The organism is Coprobacter tertius (assembly GCF_024330105.1).
In the GTDB taxonomy this organism is placed as follows: domain Bacteria; phylum Bacteroidota; class Bacteroidia; order Bacteroidales; family Coprobacteraceae; genus Coprobacter; species Coprobacter tertius.
On the sequence record NZ_JANDHW010000007.1, the window covers coordinates 1 to 18346 of the forward strand.

At 34.4% G+C, this 18346-nt stretch carries 16 protein-coding genes; 9 read left to right on the forward strand and 7 right to left on the reverse strand.

All coding sequences use genetic code 11. From position 1 onward, the window contains the following. Positions 1 to 225 precede the first annotated feature (225 nt). Positions 226 to 888 carry a DUF2461 domain-containing protein gene (locus tag NMU02_RS08190; protein WP_255027511.1) on the forward strand — a complete coding sequence of 221 codons (663 nt, stop codon included), beginning with the start codon at positions 226 to 228 and terminating at the stop codon, positions 886 to 888. A gap of 65 nt (positions 889 to 953) precedes the next feature. Here the strand turns inward: NMU02_RS08190 and NMU02_RS08195 are convergent, their stop codons facing one another. Further along, the gene (locus tag NMU02_RS08195; RefSeq protein WP_255027308.1) at positions 954 to 3425 is read right to left on the reverse strand and encodes an endonuclease MutS2; all 2472 of its coding nucleotides are present in this window, start codon (positions 3423 to 3425) and stop codon (positions 954 to 956) included. Between the two features lie 140 nt (positions 3426 to 3565). Here NMU02_RS08195 and NMU02_RS08200 point away from each other — a divergent pair, with 140 nt between their 5' ends. The 8 genes from NMU02_RS08200 (at position 3566) to NMU02_RS08235 (ending at position 12185) form a co-directional block, all read left to right on the forward strand. Next, on the forward strand, positions 3566 to 4267 hold the full coding sequence (locus NMU02_RS08200) for a Bax inhibitor-1/YccA family protein (protein WP_255027309.1): 702 nt from the start codon (positions 3566 to 3568) through the stop codon (positions 4265 to 4267). A 19-nt stretch (positions 4268 to 4286) separates the two neighbouring features. Next, complete coding sequence (locus NMU02_RS08205) at positions 4287 to 4655, forward strand: hypothetical protein (protein WP_255027310.1); 369 nt, start codon at positions 4287 to 4289, stop codon at positions 4653 to 4655. A 311-nt stretch (positions 4656 to 4966) separates the two neighbouring features. Next, positions 4967 to 6106 carry an acyltransferase family protein gene (locus NMU02_RS08210; RefSeq protein WP_255027311.1) on the forward strand — a complete coding sequence of 380 codons (1140 nt, stop codon included), beginning with the start codon at positions 4967 to 4969 and terminating at the stop codon, positions 6104 to 6106. Positions 6107 to 6220: 114 nt separating this feature from the next. Beyond that, positions 6221 to 6556: a 6-pyruvoyl trahydropterin synthase family protein gene (locus tag NMU02_RS08215; RefSeq protein ID WP_255027313.1), complete on the forward strand. Its 336-nt coding sequence runs from the start codon at positions 6221 to 6223 to the stop codon at positions 6554 to 6556. Beyond that, positions 6540 to 7094, forward strand: a complete 555-nt coding sequence (locus NMU02_RS08220; RefSeq protein WP_255027315.1) for a 7-carboxy-7-deazaguanine synthase QueE — start codon at positions 6540 to 6542, stop codon at positions 7092 to 7094. Before NMU02_RS08215 ends, NMU02_RS08220 begins: the two co-directional genes overlap by 17 nt. Before the next feature lie 112 nt (positions 7095 to 7206). Next, positions 7207 to 8907 (forward strand): glutamine--tRNA ligase/YqeY domain fusion protein, encoded by a 1701-nt coding sequence (locus tag NMU02_RS08225; protein ID WP_255027316.1) that lies wholly within the window; start codon positions 7207 to 7209, stop codon positions 8905 to 8907. An 84-nt stretch (positions 8908 to 8991) separates the two neighbouring features. Continuing rightward, a complete protein-coding gene (locus tag NMU02_RS08230) occupies positions 8992 to 10395 on the forward strand; it encodes a tetratricopeptide repeat protein (RefSeq protein WP_255027318.1) in 1404 nt (467 codons plus the stop codon). A 104-nt stretch (positions 10396 to 10499) separates the two neighbouring features. Next, positions 10500 to 12185, forward strand: coding sequence for a hypothetical protein (locus tag NMU02_RS08235; RefSeq protein WP_255027321.1), 1686 nt, complete (start codon positions 10500 to 10502; stop codon positions 12183 to 12185). 430 nt (positions 12186 to 12615) lie between these two features. Here NMU02_RS08235 and bioD read toward each other — a convergent pair whose 3' ends face one another. From bioD to bioB, 6 genes are read right to left on the reverse strand one after another with little or no spacing between them, the layout of a single operon-like run. Continuing rightward, positions 12616 to 13257: a dethiobiotin synthase gene (bioD, locus tag NMU02_RS08240; protein ID WP_255027322.1), complete on the reverse strand. Its 642-nt coding sequence runs from the start codon at positions 13255 to 13257 to the stop codon at positions 12616 to 12618. Positions 13258 to 13259: 2 nt separating this feature from the next. Continuing rightward, complete coding sequence (gene bioC, locus NMU02_RS08245) at positions 13260 to 14006, reverse strand: malonyl-ACP O-methyltransferase BioC (protein WP_255027323.1); 747 nt, start codon at positions 14004 to 14006, stop codon at positions 13260 to 13262. Next, positions 14003 to 14650: a pimeloyl-ACP methyl esterase BioG family protein gene (locus NMU02_RS08250; protein ID WP_255027324.1), complete on the reverse strand. Its 648-nt coding sequence runs from the start codon at positions 14648 to 14650 to the stop codon at positions 14003 to 14005. Before NMU02_RS08250 ends, bioC begins: the two co-directional genes overlap by 4 nt. Then, positions 14631 to 15797, reverse strand: a complete 1167-nt coding sequence (locus NMU02_RS08255) for an aminotransferase class I/II-fold pyridoxal phosphate-dependent enzyme (RefSeq protein WP_255027326.1) — start codon at positions 15795 to 15797, stop codon at positions 14631 to 14633. Before NMU02_RS08255 ends, NMU02_RS08250 begins: the two co-directional genes overlap by 20 nt. Position 15798: 1 nt before the next feature. Next, positions 15799 to 17082: an adenosylmethionine--8-amino-7-oxononanoate transaminase gene (bioA, locus tag NMU02_RS13725; RefSeq protein WP_435522028.1), complete on the reverse strand. Its 1284-nt coding sequence runs from the start codon at positions 17080 to 17082 to the stop codon at positions 15799 to 15801. After that, positions 17079 to 18047: a biotin synthase BioB gene (gene bioB, locus NMU02_RS13730; RefSeq protein ID WP_354003112.1), complete on the reverse strand. Its 969-nt coding sequence runs from the start codon at positions 18045 to 18047 to the stop codon at positions 17079 to 17081. The genes bioA and bioB overlap by 4 nt, the downstream gene beginning before the upstream one ends. Positions 18048 to 18346: the final 299 nt, after the last annotated feature.

The window sequence follows — 18346 nt, forward strand, 5'->3', positions numbered from 1 at the left end:
CCCAACATTAAAAGTGTTGTGCTCTACCAGCTGAGCTAGCGAATCATCGAGGTGCTTTTTTCAAAAGCGATGCAAAGATAGTAATTTCATTTTATTGTTCCAAATTATCTTATTTATTTCTTTAAAAGAAAAAAAGTAATACTTGGTCGGTTAACATATTATATATATTTTGATGTTTTACCCAATTAGACAATTTATATATTATATTTGTGAATCAAAATTTTTATTATGAAAGAAATTATCCAATTTCTGAGTGAACTCAGGAAAAATAATAACCGGGATTGGTTTAACGCACATAAAGACGAATACAAAAAATTACAAACGTATTTTGAAACGCAGGTAGATGCATTGATACAACGTATGCAAGTTTATGATAAAGATTTATCGGGTCTCGATGCCAAAAACTGTATGTATCGTATATATCGGGATATACGTTTTTCTTCTGATAAAACACCTTATAAAACTCATTTTGCAGCTTACATGGCGAAAGGTGGCCGTAGCAGTTTACGTGCAGGGTATTATTTACATATCGAACCCGGGAACTGTTTAGTAAGTGGGGGAGTGTGGTGTCCCGAACCCAAATTACTGAAGGCTTTACGGCAGTCGGTATTTGAGAATTATGAAGAATTTCTTTCTATTATAGAAAATAATAAATTTAAGAAGGTATATCCTCAATTTGAAGGTGAAACATTAAAGATAGTACCTCGACCTTTTCCTAAGGATTTTATATATCCTGATTTACTGAAAAGAAAGGATTATGTCGTGCTTAGTTCTAAGCCAGATTCTCTTTTTTTACATTCCGATTGGCAAGATGAAGTAATTGATAATTTTAGAGTATTGATGCCGTTTAATGAATTCCTGAATTATACGGTTGATGAATTAGTTTAAGTATAAAAAAACGCAATAATTTTGCTAAATCGTTGCGCCCTTTTATATTGTTCTATAAATAATTATTATTCAAGCTCTACAATAGTGATGCCCGCACCTCCGAATTGAACATGTTCGTCATGATAATTTTTAACTCCCGTAACTGTAGCCAAATATTGTCGTATTATTTGGCGCAAAGCTCCTGTTCCGGTACCATGTAAAATACGAACACGAGCACAACCTACCAAAATCGCATCATCGATAAAATAAGTTACAGCTTGTAATGCTTCGTCTCCGCGCATCCCTCGTATATCGATCTCTTGTTTGAAGTTCAATCTTTTTTCTCTCATATCATCAGTTGTCTGAACACTCACAAAGGTAGATTTTGCATTTCGGTCTTTCTTTAACTGATTTTTGCTTACTTTTTCAAGCCGATCCAATTTTACATTCGATTTGATGATTCCAAAAGCTACTAACACATTTTTTCCTTGTATTTCGAGTACTTCTCCGGCTGAACTTTGGCCTTTTAGTCTTACAGCATCACCTACTTCTATCGTATCTGGTTTAAATACTGTTTTAGTATCTTTTTCCCCATTACTTTTCTTTTTTTCTTCTCGCTCTTTTAGTTTTTGTATTTTTCTGGATATTTTGTCATCGATTATAATATCTTTAGAAACTGAGTTTTTAAACTCCTCGAGCTGTTTTCTTATTGCTCTTGTTTTTTCCTTTTCTGCCTGAGCTTCTTTAATTTGGCGTATCGTATTTTCGATACGGGCATTTGCTTCAGAAAGTATTTTCTCAGCTTCAACTTTCGCATTTGTCAATACTTCTTTCCGTTGTTTTTCTAAAGTCTTAATTTCAATCTCGTAACGGGAAGTAAGTTCTTCTAGTTTTTTTTCTTGCTGACGTATATTTTGTCGTTTATTCTCCCAATAACGTTTATCTCTTACTATATCTTGCAAATATTTATCCATATCGATATAATCAGAACCTACTTTCTGAGAAGCATCTGCTATTACATCTTCTGGTAACCCAATTTTACGAGCAATTTCAATTGCAAAAGAACTACCCGGATTTCCAATTGACAGTTTAAACAATGGTTGCATAATGTGTCTGTCATATAACATAGCTCCGTTAATAATACCAGAGTTATCTTCAGCAAAATGCTTTAAATTCTGATAATGAGTAGTTATTACACCATAAGCTCCCTTTTGGTTGAAACGATCGAGTAGAGTTTCGGCTATAGCTCCACCTATTTGAGGCTCGGTTCCGCCGCCAAATTCGTCGATGAGTAAAATCGTACCGGAATCACAGTTGCGGACAAAATATTTCATATTGGTAAGATGTGAACTATAGGTACTTAGATCGTTTTCGATCGATTGTTCGTCGCCTATATCTATAAATATGTTTTTAAATATGCCGCAACGTGAATTTTCATAAAGAGGAATAAGCAACCCGCATTGCAACATATATTGCAACAATCCTACGGTTTTGAGACATACCGATTTACCTCCGGCATTGGGCCCGGAGATAAGCAATATTCTATTTTTTTCATCAAGAGTAATATCGAGTGGAACCACATCTTTTTGTTGTCTTATCAATGATAGATATAAGAGGGGATGTACAGCATGATACCAGTCAATTTGTCTGCAATCTTCTACAACAGGTAAAAGCCCATTTACTTGATTGGCAAATAAAGCTTTCGCTCTAATAAAATCTATATCAGCCAAAAATTCATATGAAGAAAATATATCATCGATATACGGTCTTAATGTATCTGAAAAAGAGATGAGGATACGCATGATTTCCCGGCGTTCATCCCCCTCGAGTTCCCGTATTTTATTATTAGCTTCTACAACTTCTGCAGGTTCTATAAAAACGGTTTTTCCACTGGCAGATTCGTCATGAACGATTCCCCGTATTTTTCTTTTAAATGCAGGAATTACCGGAATTACCAGTCGCCCATCCCGCATAGAAGGGGTAACATCTTTATCGACATAACCTTCACTTTGAGCAGTTCGTAATATATTATTAAGGCTACGTGATATTCCCGACAAGGTACTTGATATTTCACGCCTTATTTTTAATAATTCGGGAGAAGCATTATCTCTGATGCGTCCGAATTTATCGAGTATTTTATCGATGTACCCAATAAGCTGCGGAAAAACCATAACGTTACCAGCTAACGTCGAAAGATAAGGGTAAACAGGAGGAAGATCTTCCTCCGTTTTAAAAAATTCTACAATAGATTTTATCGTGTCGAGTGAACGTCGAATATCAAAAAGCTCATTCTCTTCGATATATGTACCCTCTACATGTATTCTTTTCAATGCTTTCCGTACGTCGAAAAAATAACTTACCGGGAAATTATCTTCACTATCAAGAATAGAAGTAAACTCGTGCGTCTCATGTAATGTTCTGAGAACAGAATTATAATCGGTTGAAAAACTCATATCATAAACCCGTTCTGTACCAAGCGTACTTAGGCATTTGGATGCAATGAGGTCCCTGACTTTATCGAATCCTATCTTCTGTTCGAAATTATGCGGATATATCACGTAAAATATTTTAAAATAAACTACACAAAGGTACGTTTTTTCGAAGTTAAATAAAACAGATGATTAAAAACATAATAAAACGTCTGAACAAAATACAAACAGGAATGTATTATTCTGAAAAGAAGTAAACTTATCATCGTATGGGAAATGAATATGTGTCGAAAACACCAGCCTCCGAGGAAAAGCTATTGCAACAACGTTTCATGGTATGGGTGTATCGCTGGATGACTTTAGGACTTGCACTTACGGCTGTTATTGCTATGCTGGTGTTTTATAATAAGACTTTGCTCACTTATATAAGCAACAGTAATTGGATATTTATGGGAATGATCTTAGCTGAGCTGGCTGTTGTTTTTATTTTGTCATTCAATATACAACGTATGAGTATAAGTATGGCAATTATAATGTTTTTATTATACTCGATACTCAACGGTTTTACGGTATCGGTCATCATATCTCTTTACACTGCTGCATCAGTAGGGTATACGTTATTTATTGCAGCTTTAATGTTCGGCATAATGAGTATATACGGATATTTTACACAAAAAGATTTGACTCGTTTTGGGAATTTACTCACTATGGGACTCATCGGACTTATTATCGCATTTATAATCAATATAATTTGGTTTAACAGTACGGTTTACTGGATATTATCGATTGTAGGAGTACTTATCTTCGTAGGACTTACCGCATTCGATACACAGCGTTTAAAACAAATAGGTGAGAGTGCTACGCCCGGTGAAGCGAGTATGAAACTGGGTGTAATAGGGGCTCTTACATTATATCTCGATTTTATAAATATCTTTTTTCTTCTATTGGGTATGAGTGCCCGCAGATCATAAAATTAAATATCAAATTATTATGGAAGTTGTAAACGAAGCATTTAACGTACTAAAAGAACTGTTGTCATCTGTCGTTCCTCCATTTACGGCAACAATAGATGATAATTCACAGTATGAAGTTTGGGCAATAAAACAAGAAGCCGGGAAATCTCAGGAAAACCATGTATTTTTCGGAAAAGTCATTAAACATGCCGATAGCATAACTGTTGAATTTAATGATCATCTTGGAAAAGATAAACTAAAGGAACTTTTTTCTGCATATCTTTTACAAAAGATGAATCCGCACGGTCGTATTCGGATACACGAAATGAATCATCAGTTACATACCGATTTACAAGGTGCAATAGACAGCATATGGAGATATTATAACAGTATGGGTTGGATATAATGTTTGTAATGTCTAAAATTTAGGCATAGAAAGTTTATATATAAATTTTTGTCAGAAATTGTCCGATTTAATGGAGTTGAATATAAAATTTCAACTCCATTTTTCGTATTTATTATTTCTCATTTTATAGATATTCAATTTATAGATCAAAAAATAATTATTTATTCAGAGATAAGTGTCGAAAGTAAAGTTATAAATGAAATTATTATACGCAAAATAAAACTAAAATAATAATATTTTATATTATATCCCATATAAAATTATTTATTTCGTCAAATATTTTAATATCAAAAACAGAAAATTACTTATTAATGCTGAAAACACAAATTCCTACGGCTGCTTTTGCCGATACTAAACCACATTACGAAATACTCGATGGCTTACGAGGAATTGCAGCCATCACTGTTGTATGTTATCATATATTCGAAGCTTTCGCAACCAGCCATTTAGATCAAGAAATAAATCATGGTTATTTAGCTGTAGATTTTTTCTTTATATTATCAGGATTTGTCATCGGCTATGCTTATGACGATCGCTGGGGAAAAATGAAAATAACAGACTTTATTAAACGCAGAGTAATTCGTCTTCAACCTATGGTTGTAATAGGCGCTATCATCGGCGGGATTATGTTTTATTTTCAGGGATGTTCAGTATGGGATGTGTCGAAAGTAACTATTTTTGCTTTATTCGTCGCTACTTTTGTAAACGCGATACTGATTCCTGTTACTCCAGGAACTGAAATTCGAGGATTGGGTGAAATGTATCCTTTAAATGGTCCGAGCTGGTCTCTATTTTTCGAGTATATCGGAAACATTCTTTATGCCTTGCTTATTCGTAGATTTTCGACCAAAATTTTAGCTGGGCTTTCCTTTATTTCCGGTTGCAGTTTAGCAGCCTTTGCAATATTGGGGCCTTATGGCGATATATGTGCTGGATTTAAACTTACGGGAATAGAATTTATCGGAGGATTTTTACGATTGTTGTTTTCCTTTACAGCCGGGCTCCTTCTTTTTCGAATTTTCAAGCCTGTTAAAATAAAAGGCGCTTTCTGGATATGTAGTTTATCAATTGTTGTTCTATTATCTGTTCCACGTATTGGAGGAGCAGAACATTTATGGATAAACGGAATATACGAAACTGTTTGCTTTGCTGTACTTTTCCCATTTATTGTTTACCTCGGTGCTTCAGGTAAAATTACCGATAAATATACAACCCGACTATGCCATTTTTTAGGAGAAATATCTTATCCTTTATATATGGTGCACTATCCTTTTATTTATCTCTATTATGCATGGGTTAAAAATAATAATTTCACTTTTTTAGAATCTTTGCCCGGAGCAATAGGGGTTGTTGTAGGGAGTATTATTTTAGCCTATATTTGTTTGAAATTTTATGATGTCCCAGTTCGAAAATACTTAACATCTAAATTTTTAAAGAATAAAAACAATTAATATTCCAACAAATATCATAATATAACATAGAATTTATATACAAATATTTTTTTAGATATATTTATTATTCGAAATTAAAAATTTATATTTGAATCAGAAAATCTGTTTTTAAATATGTACACTGTAAAAAAGACCATAGAAATATCTGCGTCACACAGCCTTAAGTTATCTTATCCGAGTAAATGTTGCGATTTGCATGGACATAACTGGATAATTTCGGTATATTGCAGATCGATGAATTTAAATGCTGACGGTATGGTTGTAGACTTCACGCATATCAAAACTCTTGTAAAAGAAAAATTGGATCATAAAAACCTAAATGAGATACTTCCTTTTAACTCTACCGCCGAAAATTTGGCAAAATGGATCTGTGATCAGATTCCACAATGCTATAAAGTAGAAGTTCAAGAATCGGAAGGTAATTTAGCTATTTATGAAAAAGATCAATGAAATATTTTACAGTCTTCAAGGAGAAGGCTATTTTACTGGAACTCCAGCTGTTTTCGTTAGGTTTTCAGGATGTAATCTTTTTTGTCCGTTTTGTGATACCGAATTTCAGGATTATACAAATATGTCCGACGAAGAGATAATATCGGTCATAAAAAATTATCCTGCCCGTCATTTGGTACTTACGGGAGGAGAGCCTACTCTACAGATAAACGAACCATTTATGCGATTACTGAAAAAAGAAGGATGGTATATACAGATAGAAACAAACGGTACCAAAACATCCGGGTTAGAAATCGCAGATCGTTGGGCCGACTGGATCACATGTAGCCCCAAGTCTGCATGTGTACGAAACAGTGCTGATGAACTCAAAGTGGTATATACAGGTCAAAATATGGAACCATATGAAAATTTTTATTGTAAATACCGTTTATTACAACCTTGTTCTATGGAGAATACGGATGAAGTAATCGACTATATAAAAAAACATCCTGAATGGCGATTGAGTCTGCAAACTCATAAGTTACTCGAAATCCGTTAAATCCTATACGAGTTATCTATAAGATTTTAATGTTGTTCATAGTCAAATATGCATTATTATTAATATATTTGCATCCATTTATAAAATATACCGTCTTTTGAATTAAGCCTATATGACACAGATTGAAAATAACGAAGAAGAAAAAAGAAGCCTTAACTTTATTGAAGTCGCAGTCGAAAGCGATTTGGCTGCAGGTAAGAACGGGGGAAGATTGAATACTCGTTTCCCGCCTGAACCGAATGGTTACCTTCATATCGGCCATGCAAAAGCTATTTGTATGGATTTTGGAATAGCGCAAAAATATGGAGGTACCTGCAATCTGCGTTTCGATGATACTAATCCGGTAAAAGAAGATGTAGAATATGTCGACTCTATAAAGGAAGATATTCATTGGTTAGGTTTCGATTGGGGAGACCGTTTATATTATGCGTCTGATTATTTCCCCAAATTATGGGACCTCGCTATTCGTCTGATAAAAGAAGGTAAAGCATATGTCGATGAGCAATCGGCAGAAGAAATTGCTCGTCAAAAAGGAACTCCTACACAACCAGGGACCGATAGCCCTTATCGTAATCGAAGTATTGAGGAAAATCTTGATTTATTTGCCCGTATGAATCAAGGAGAATTTGAAGAAGGCTCTATGGTATTACGTGCAAAAATAGACATGGCGTCTCCTAATATGCATTTTCGAGATCCAATCATGTACCGCATTATTAAACATCCTCACCATCGTACGGGTACAACTTGGAAAGTATATCCCATGTATGATTTCGCTCATGGACAATCAGATTATTTCGAAGGTGTAACCCATTCTATATGTACTCTTGAGTTTGAGGTACATAGACCTCTTTACGATTGGTTTCTCGATCAATTTGCAGGTCCGGATTATCGTCCACGACAAATGGAATTTAATCGATTGAATCTTACTTATACCGTAATGAGTAAGCGCAAATTGTTACAACTGGTACAAGAAAAGTTAGTATCTGGTTGGGATGATCCCCGTATGCCGACTATTTGCGGGTTGCGTCGTAGAGGATATACATCGACTTCTATAAAAAATTTCATAGACAAAATCGGTTACACTAAATATGACGGCCTTATCAGTGTGTCGCTTTTAGAACATAGCATACGCGAAGAATTAAATAAAACGGCAAATCGGGTTTCTGTGGTTATCGATCCTGTAAAATTAATTATAAAGAATTATCCGGAAGGAAAAACAGAAAATATGATCGCTGATAATAATCCGGAAGATACTGAAGCTGGAACTCATGAAATACCGTTTACCCGTGAGCTGTATATCGAAAGGGAAGATTTCATGGAAAATCCTCCGAAGAAATTTTTCCGTATGACTCCCGGGCAAGAAGTACGCCTTAAATCGGCCTATATAGTAAAATGTACGGGATGTAAAAAAGACGTGAATGGTAAAATAGAAGAGATATATTGCGAATACGACCCCTTAACCAAAAGCGGAATGCCCGAAAGTGGTCGCAAAGTAAAAGGAACGTTGCATTGGGTTTCGGCAGAATATAGTCAATCTGCTGAAGTCCGTTTATATGATCGTTTATTTAATGTAGAAAACCCGTCTGAAGAAAAAGAAAAAGATTTCAGGGAATTACTTAATCCAGAATCGTTGATTATCCGAAAAAATGCCCGTATTGAGCCTTATCTTGCAAAAACGGCTGAGATCGGAGATCGATATCAATTCCAACGTACGGGTTATTTCACTGTAGACCCAGACTCTACTGAAAATCATCTTGTATTTAACCGGACAGTTGCATTAAAGGATAGTTGGGAAAAAATTAAATCGAAGTAAAATATTACGATAATATACAGAGCCGAACGATTGGCAAGGCTTATATTTGGGCAATGCCTTTAGTTCGGCTTTTATTATTTCAATATGTCAAAAAAAGAAAAGTCAGGATTGTTGGCTCGTTACGAATTCATGCTGGAACATGATGAGAGTTGTTATTTCGATACCGACGAATGGGAAGAAATAGCTTATCAGTATGAAATCGACGATAAATATCAGGAAGCCTTAGAGGCGATAAACCGGGGATTATCGATGCATCCGGGTAATATTGCTTTAAATATAAAAAAATCCCGCTATTTAATGAGTCTCGATAATATCGACGAAGCCGAAGAGTTGATATATTCTATTCCTCATGATTCTGAAGATGCTGTATTAATACGGGCTGAATTATGTTTTATAAAAGCTAAACCGGAAGAAGCAGTAAGATTATTGCACGGACTATTAAAAAGTGATGAAATATCAGTAGAGCTCTGTTTCGAAATAATGGACATGTACATTGATTTCGGATATTTCGAGGATTTGGTTACTTTTATATATGAAGCTGATAAAGTATTGAGCGACGGTTCTGAATTACTGCGAGAACTCGCATTAATGTACGAAGATCGCCAAGAATTAGACAAAGCAGAAGAACTATATAATCTTCTTATCGATCGAAATCCTTATTCTGCCGTAGATTGGTTTAATTTAGCTAAGATAAACGCTATAAATAAGGAATATGAGAAAGCAATAGATGCCTGTGATTTTGCATTGACGGTAAACGATGGCGATGAGAATATTTTATCCTTTAAAGGGTATTGCCTATATGATTTAGGTGAATATGAGAAAGCGATAGAAGTATTCGATGAATATGCAAGAATATCAGATGAAAAAGCTGTTGCATACGAACTTATGTCCGAATGCTATGTGAAACTTTTACATTATGATATTGGAATAGAATATTTGAAGAAAGCTTTAGAATATAGTCCCGACAATACAAATTTATATTATCAGTTGGCTACCGATTATTATGATATCGGAAATCGAGAAAAAGCATTCGAGTGTTTATTAAAAGCAATTAAGCTAGAGCCGAATGATGCCGATGCTCTTTCTTTTATGGGCGAAATTCTAATCGATGAAAATAAGCTCGAACAGGCAGAATCGTTTTTGAGAAAGTCTATTGAAATAGATGCTACAAATGCCGAAGCATTTGTTTTACTCGGTGATATAATGGTTAGAGAAGAAAAGTACGAAGAATCAGTTTCTTGCTATGAAAAAGCTCGTAAAATTACTCCGTATGATGTAAAACTGATATTTAAATTAACCTTATCATATTATAATATAGGTGCACAAGATAAAGCTGAAGAATTAATAAAATATCTTGAGGAAAGTACTTCCCATATTGATGAAATACCGGATATACCCGAAGAAAATAAATCCGAGTTATTAGAAACAAAAGAAATGCTCGAACAATTACGAGAGATTTTAAAAAATAATTTAGGAGAAAATTTATAAAAATAATATATTTGAAATTTCATACATTCTTATCCTATTTTTTAAGTGCGAATGGAGTATATTTTTTTGTATAAAAGTAGCGTTCACTAAAAATAAATAACCTTATGTCATTAAAAAACACTTGTTTAAAATTATTTTCGTTAGTCATTCTTATCAGTTTATCATCCAATCACGTTATGGCATCTCAAAAGGGAAAGGCTTCAACCAATGCTTCTCCTAAAATTGTAAACATCATTAATTTTATACGTGAATGCGAGCCCAGAAGTAAAGAAATTACAAACGATGTATTATATGAAACAGTATATAATCAAGTAAAACAGCTATCACAATATGACCTTCCGGGAACTTTCTTATTACAATATGATGCTCTTATAATTCCAAGATATCAAAAATTACTTAAAAATGAAATGGTACGAGGATCAGAAGTAGGAGCTTGGTGGGAAATAACACAGCCTCACGTAGAAGCTGCAGGACTTACCTGGCGTGGAAGATATTCTTGGGATTGGCACGCAAATGTAGGATTTTCTACAGGGTATTCCCCCGTAGAGCGGGAAAAACTGGTTGATGTATATATGGAAAAGTTTAAAGAAATATTTGGAAAATATCCGGCATCAGTGGGTTCGTGGTTTATCGATGCTCATACATTATCATATATGTACGATAAGTATGGAATCGTTGCTTCCTGTAATTGTAAAGATCAATTAGGAACCGATGGGTATACATTATGGGGTGGCTATTGGAATCAGGCGTATTATCCCAGTAAAGAAAATGCTTATATGCCTGCACAAAATAAAAAAAATCAAATTCCGGTTCCTATATTTCGTATGTTGGGAAGTGACCCGATAACTCAATACGATAATGGCATAGGAGGTCATATACAAGGTGTAGTTTCTTTAGAGCCAGTATATCCCGAGAGTGGAGGAGACCGATGTTGGATAGAATGGTTTTTTGACGCAATATTTAATGAACCATGTCTCGCATTCAATTATACGCAAGCCGGACAGGAAAACTCGTTTACTTGGAATGCGATGAAAAAAGGGTTGAATGTCCAAATTCCATTATTAGATTCGTTGAGAAAAAAAGGGAAAATAAGAATCGAAACTTTAGAAGAATCGGGTAAATGGTTTAAAGAAAATTTCCGAGAAACCCCATCTACGGCTGTTACAGTAACAAAAGATTTTAAAAATAATGGTCGTAAAACAGTTTGGTTTAATAGTCGTTATTATCGTGCTAATTTATTATGGGATAACGGAACCTTTTATTTTCGGGATATTCATATTTTCGACGAACGCTATCCTTCTGACTATTTTAAAAAGGCCGGCACATCTACTCAGTGTATTTATACCACTCTGCCTATTGTAGATGGATTTCAGTGGAGTAATTCGAAAATATTAGCCGGACTTTATTTTCAGCATGTAGGTAGTAATGGAAAAGAAAAAAATATGTGTTTTAGTGATCCTGAAGTAAAAGAACTTTCGAAGGATGTGTTACAAGTGTCCTGTGAAGCAGAATCAGGAGAAAAAATCCATATTCTGTTTTATGAAGACCATTTTGAAATTACAAATACATCCAAAAGCAAAAATAATTCATGGGCGTTACAATTGATAACTGCTCCGGACGCCCAATTACCTTTTACATCTTTAAATAAAAAAGAAATCAAGGCTGAATTAAAAGGTTTTCCTTATCAGCTAAAATGCAGTAAAGGAGATATTTATTGGCCGAATAATCACAATTATAGATTTATTCCACAAAATGAAACGATAAAAGTAGATTGTTCTATCCGGAAATAGAATAGAATATTTATTAATCTAATATGTTTATTTCTATTATTATTACTTGCGTGTACATTAAATAATAAAAGTAAAAATGTTGAATTTATTTCGAATATCGATAGTAGTAAATGTGAACGAATAAATTTGTCATCTTTTTTAGCAATGTTGAACCTATTCTTTTAGAAACAATATTACTCCAAGTAATTTCACAATAGATACAGATAATGGATATGTATATATAATGGATTTTTCTACATAATATCTTAATAAATATAAGTAAACACTGGAGAATTTGTAGATCGTATTTTATGATACTCAAATGTATCATGCACAATATACAAATGGACATTTATAATGAAGATGTATATTAATACTTATCTCTCAAATAAAAAATATTTATTAAAAGAATTTCCCTAATATATAATATCCCTGTAAAGACTTTAGTTATTCAAAATTCGATTTCAGGAATTGTAATAAACCCCGATTGGGGATAAATATTTTGGGCATAACGTTTTATATATGACATTGTATCTTCAGCAATGATGGAATCAGTAACAGGGAAAAGATTATAGACGATATAACGTAGTTCTATATTTCGTCTTTTTAAAGCTTCCAGGCTTAATAAAGTATGATTTATGCTCCCTAATCGGCCTGACGTAACAAGAATGACGGGATATTTTTTTTCGGCAATATAATCTATTGTAAGTAAATTTTCGGTGAGTGGTACCATAAGACCACCGGCACCTTCAAGCAGCACGACATCATACTTTTTTTTAAGATTTTCGGTCGCTTTCGATATAACATTCATATCCAGTTCTCTTTTATCAAGACGGGCTGCCAGATGTGGAGAAGCCGGATATGTATATATAACAGGTGCTGTTAATCTATGTCTATCTTCGTCTAATAATTTTATACCCATTATTTTTCGATGCAATTCAATGTCTTCAGAAAATTTCCTATTTCCAGTTTGAACCAACTTTTGGGTAATTACCTTTTTCCCTTTATTAATCAGTCCCCGAGCTATCCAGCCGGTTGCAACCGATTTACCGATATTCGTATCTATACCACTGATAAAATAAACTTTACTCATACTTACCGTTTTTTGCGTACAATAATATAAATCGGATGATACGTTAGCGGTACACATCCGTTTACTTCATATTTAATTTTATAATTTTTTATCAATCTATTTAGTTGTTCCCTCGTTTTTAATGTTGTTTTCGTACCATTCACTCCCGTAAATTTCAGATGGTAAAAGACCTCTTCGGGAGACGAAAACCAAAGTGTATAATATTCTTCAGAAATATATAGTATATCATATACGGCAGATAATTGCTGTTGCCATTGCGAAAGCGATATGTAGTTCAATGCGCGCTCTCCTATGGAATTGGATAGTTCATGCAGATTTTCGGGACCAAAAGTACTGAAAGCGATTAAACCATTTTTTGAAATAGACGAATCGAGCCGAAGTATATAAGATATTGGATTATCGAACCACTGTAAAGAAGAACTGCTGACTATCATATCGAATAACCCTGTTAAAGTCATCGTTTCTGCATCTCCCGGATAAAAAATTATGTTATCGGGGAGAAACTTAGAGACATCCGGACATATATCGATCGCAAAATATTCACAATTACAAAAGAAGTGTAGTAACTTTCTGGTGAGCAAACCTGTTCCACAGCCAATTTCAAATATTCTTTTCCTTTCACTATTTTCAATTCCGATAATCTTTTCGGCCAATTTCTCCGCAACTTTTATTTGTATTTGAGCATGATCGTTATAACTGTTTAAAAAACGTCCGAAAGATTTTACAACCCTGTGTTTAGATGTATTCATATTTCTAACATAAGTTTAAAGAAATCGGTATAATGATATATCGGTTTTACAATTATATTATTACAATCATTTTCCCATGCTCTGAGTTGGCATTCATAAGGGAAAATATGATCATCACTGCCTATGATTACTTTATCCCAGGGATATTTGAATACCGGGGTTCTGTAAATTCGGTCTCCAATGACTTGAAGCTCTTTTTTAATATCTTCTATGCTCCGTTGTGGATGCAAAGAGTTATATACTGAGACTTTTTCCTTATTACCACACATACGAAGATTAAATTTTATCAGTGAATTTTTATTTAACCCCTTTAAGGTTGCATCGAAGATATCAGCGGATATCCCTTTTTCGTTATCAATAGGGAACATGGTTCCGTTTATCGCTATTCTTTTTCTAACCGGTAAAGTAGAATTTCGTAAATATAGTGCAGCATGCCAAACCCCCAATGACCATGCGTATATATCGATATGAGTATAGGAATCGAATATTTCCGAATTGAGATGCATGTCAGTATAATCATAACAAATACAACAATCATTAGTAATATTCCGCAACGAAATAAACGGATGTATATCCATTCCCCAACCGGCGAAAAATAAAGTTAGCCTAGGAGTATTATTTTTATTAATAAATGTGTATTTCATTTTTATCTAAATTTTTCATTAGCGATAACAATTTATCTATTTCATTTTCTGTACAGGCGGCCGTTAAAGATATCCGTAATCTCGACGTACCTTCGGGCACAGTAGGAGGTCTAACCGGTAATATATAAAATCCTTCTTTTTGAATTTCTTTTGCATACAAGGAACAGCGATGGGAATCTCCGATTATAAAAGGGATTATGTGAGAAAAACTACAATTATTTTCTACACATTCATTAAATACGGTGTGTACTTTTATACTTAGATTATTCAAATACATTCTTTCTTGTTTCATTTCAACTGCTTTATTCAACATATATAGGCTCCATCGTAAATTTACAGATGGCAATGCAGTTGAAAATATAAATGAACGTGCTGTATTAATTAGAAAGTTACGTTTTTTTTCATCACAAACAACATAAGCTCCGTAAGAAGCGAGGGCTTTACCAAAAGTCCCAATTAAAAAATCAATATTCGGAATTACATTTTGCTCTTCTGCGCATCCTAATCCATTTTTTCCTCTTACACCCACAGCATGAGCTTCATCAACATATAGAACAATGTTATCATATTTATTTTTTAATTTCACTAAAGCTTTGAGATCAGAAATGTCTCCATCCATGCTATAAATACTTTCGACAACAATTACAATAATATCATAATTATTAAATTCCCGTTCCACAATGCTATTTAAATGATTCAGATCATTATGTTTAAATCGAATACATTTAGCTTCGGATAAACGTATGCCGTCGATAATACTGGCGTGCACGAGTTTATCTGCTAAAATCAAAGACCTACGAGTTGTTATAGCTGGTAAAATTCCGATATTAGCATGATATCCACTGTTAAATAATAGAACCGCACGAGAATAATATAATTCAGATAACCTGTTTTCCAGCTGTCTATATTCTATAGAATTACCGGTAAGTAAACGAGATGACGAAGATGCAAATTTAGTTTCCTTCCGATCAAAATCTTTGTTCGAATAAAAAGATGAAGCCAGTCCGAGATAATCATTCGATGAAAGATTTAACATACATCTGTTTTCTACATAAACATATTTTCCCTCTATTTTCAATTCAGGAAGCACTCGTAAATTCCCTTTTTTTTCTATTTTATTTAAGCGGTCGGCTAAAAAATCAATCATATTATTTTTGCTTTTTTACTACACATAATAAGGCATTCGTAAGAATAGAAAGCTGTTCGGACGTAATAATATAGGGAGGCATTACATATACCAATTTGCCAAAAGGCCGAACCCAAACACCCAGCTCTACAAATTGTTTTTGTATCGTTGCCATATCTACGGATTCTTTCATCTCTACAACGCCAATAGCACCCAAGACACGAACATCGGCAACTTGAGGGAATTTTGCGATGGGGGCTAACTCATTCCATAATTGAGTTTCAATAGATTTTATTTTCGATTTCCAATCATAAGAAAGCAATTCTTCTATCGATGCTTTTGCGATAGCACAAGCTAAAGGATTCGCCATAAATGTAGGTCCGTGCATAAATACTCCAGGTACTCCCTGAGATAAAGCTGTGGCAATATTGTCGGTTGCCAATGTCGCTGCCATTGTCAGATACCCTCCGGTGAGTGCTTTACCGATACACATAATATCAGGAGTAATGCCAGCGTGTTCACACGCAAACATCTTTCCCGTGCGGCCAAAGCCTGTAGCAATTTCATCTACAATTAGTAACACTCCAAATCTATCACATAATTCACGCGCTTTTACCAGAAACTCAGGATGATAAAAACGCATACCACCTGCACCCTGTACAATTGGTTCTAAAATAAGAGCAGCTAATGTATCAGCATTTTGTTCGAAACATTCTGTTAAAGGCTCGATACAATCTTTTTCCCAAATATCTACATAACGACAAGAAGGAGATGGAATAAAAAAACGTTGGGGTAGTGTGTTACCAAAAATCGAATGCATTCCTGTTACAGGATCGCAAACAGACATCGCATTCCATGTATCACCATGATACCCGGAGCGAATAGTCACAAAGTTCTGCTTTTTATACTTTTTTTTACTGTACCAATATTGTATAGCCATTTTAAGTGCAACTTCAACCGAAACAGAACCCGAGTCACAATAGAAAATTTTTTCAAGTCCCAGAGGTACAAGAGACAGGATAAGTTTACCCAACTCCACTGCCGGACGATGGGTTATGCCACCAAACATCACATGTGACATACTTTTAAGCTGGACATTTGCAGCCTTATTCAGACGAGGATTATTATAACCATGAATAGCGGCCCACCAAGACGACATCCCGTCTATTAAACGTTTTCCATTCGATAATTCAAGATAAACTCCTTCTGCCCGTATGATCTCATAAACCGGTAGAGGCTGTTCTGTCGATGTATAAGGATGCCACAAATGTTCTCTATCGAAATATAAAATAGCTTCGTTTGTCATATTTCATCTGTTAAAATGTAACCAGCATGCTGAAATAGCTTTTTATCTTCCTCTACTTTAGAACTTATCGTAGTAAGCATATCTCCTGTAATGGCCGAATTTATTCCGATCTTTAAAGCCTTTTCCTGTAGTGATTTTGACATAATTCCTCGTCCACCGGCAAAACGTAATTTTGCCATAGGATGTATAAAACGAAAAACGGCGATAGTAGTAAGAACATCTTCTTCGCTCAGAGGTGGCATATTTTCAAGTGGTGTCCCAGAAATAGGTTGTAACACATTTATAGGAATAGAAGTCACATTTAATTCTCTTAAACTGAAAGCCAATTCGATTCTTTGTATCATAGTTTCACCCATGCCTATAATTCCTCCCGAACATATTTCCATACCCGTTGCACGGGCTGCACGAATCGTTTCAATTTTTTCTTCTTGAGAATGAGTTGTACAAAGTGTTGGAAAATAAGAAGCTGCTGTTTCGAGATTACAATGATAACGGGTTACTCCCGAATCGTATAATTTTTGTAATTCTTCTTTATTTAATAATCCCAAAGATGCGCACAACGAGAGCTTGGTTTGTTTGCCTATAACACGATATATATTACAGATTTCATTTAAAGTTCTTCCAGATACTTTACGTCCGCTCGTTACTAAAGAGAATCGTTTAATACCAATATTTTCATTGTGAATAGCCTGGCGTAAGCATGTTTGAATATCGAGTAGAGGATACGTCTCAATTTTTGTATTATGATGTGCCGACTGAGCACACCATTTACAATTTTCGGGACAGCTTCCCGAACGAGCATTAATAATTGAACAGGTATCAAAAAATCTGGATCCGAAATGTCTGGTGATTTCACCTGAAGCTTGGTATAACTTATCTTTATCCGTTGTTTCTGATAATTGAACTGCTTGGTCGAATGTAATGCATTTTCCTTCAAGTACCAATTTCTTAAATTTTTCTATCATAAGCATTTTATTAAAATAAAAAGCGACAGATGATTGATTTCTAATTATCAAGCATCTGTCGCTTCTAAAAAATATAAAAATATTTGCATAAACAAACATCCTTGGAAATATCAAATCTCGTAATTATTTCAGATTTTTCTTCCAGAATAATTATTTCCGGACAGAAAAAAGCCGGATCGGTAAATTCTGAGTTTTCTTCAGTAAAACAAGTAAACGTAATATACTTTAAAGAAATACTTATCGGTTGCTTTCTTAATGAAGCTTCGATAATACTTTTACAGACAGTCCCTATATTTACA

Coding starts and splice junctions, on each gene's coding strand:
- NMU02_RS08200 (WP_255027309.1), top strand. CDS start 3,566: ATGGGAAATGAATATGTGTCGAAAACACCAGCCTCCGAGGAAAAGCTA.
- NMU02_RS08205 (WP_255027310.1), top strand. CDS start 4,287: ATGGAAGTTGTAAACGAAGCATTTAACGTACTAAAAGAACTGTTGTCA.
- NMU02_RS08210 (WP_255027311.1), top strand. CDS start 4,967: ATGCTGAAAACACAAATTCCTACGGCTGCTTTTGCCGATACTAAACCA.
- NMU02_RS08215 (WP_255027313.1), top strand. CDS start 6,221: ATGTACACTGTAAAAAAGACCATAGAAATATCTGCGTCACACAGCCTT.
- NMU02_RS08220 (WP_255027315.1), top strand. CDS start 6,540: ATGAAAAAGATCAATGAAATATTTTACAGTCTTCAAGGAGAAGGCTAT.
- NMU02_RS08225 (WP_255027316.1), top strand. CDS start 7,207: ATGACACAGATTGAAAATAACGAAGAAGAAAAAAGAAGCCTTAACTTT.
- NMU02_RS08230 (WP_255027318.1), top strand. CDS start 8,992: ATGTCAAAAAAAGAAAAGTCAGGATTGTTGGCTCGTTACGAATTCATG.
- NMU02_RS08235 (WP_255027321.1), top strand. CDS start 10,500: ATGTCATTAAAAAACACTTGTTTAAAATTATTTTCGTTAGTCATTCTT.
- bioD (WP_255027322.1), bottom strand. CDS start 13,257: ATGAGTAAAGTTTATTTTATCAGTGGTATAGATACGAATATCGGTAAA.
- bioC (WP_255027323.1), bottom strand. CDS start 14,006: ATGAATACATCTAAACACAGGGTTGTAAAATCTTTCGGACGTTTTTTA.
- NMU02_RS08250 (WP_255027324.1), bottom strand. CDS start 14,650: ATGAAATACACATTTATTAATAAAAATAATACTCCTAGGCTAACTTTA.
- NMU02_RS08255 (WP_255027326.1), bottom strand. CDS start 15,797: ATGATTGATTTTTTAGCCGACCGCTTAAATAAAATAGAAAAAAAAGGG.
- bioA (WP_435522028.1), bottom strand. CDS start 17,082: ATGACAAACGAAGCTATTTTATATTTCGATAGAGAACATTTGTGGCAT.
- bioB (WP_354003112.1), bottom strand. CDS start 18,047: ATGATAGAAAAATTTAAGAAATTGGTACTTGAAGGAAAATGCATTACA.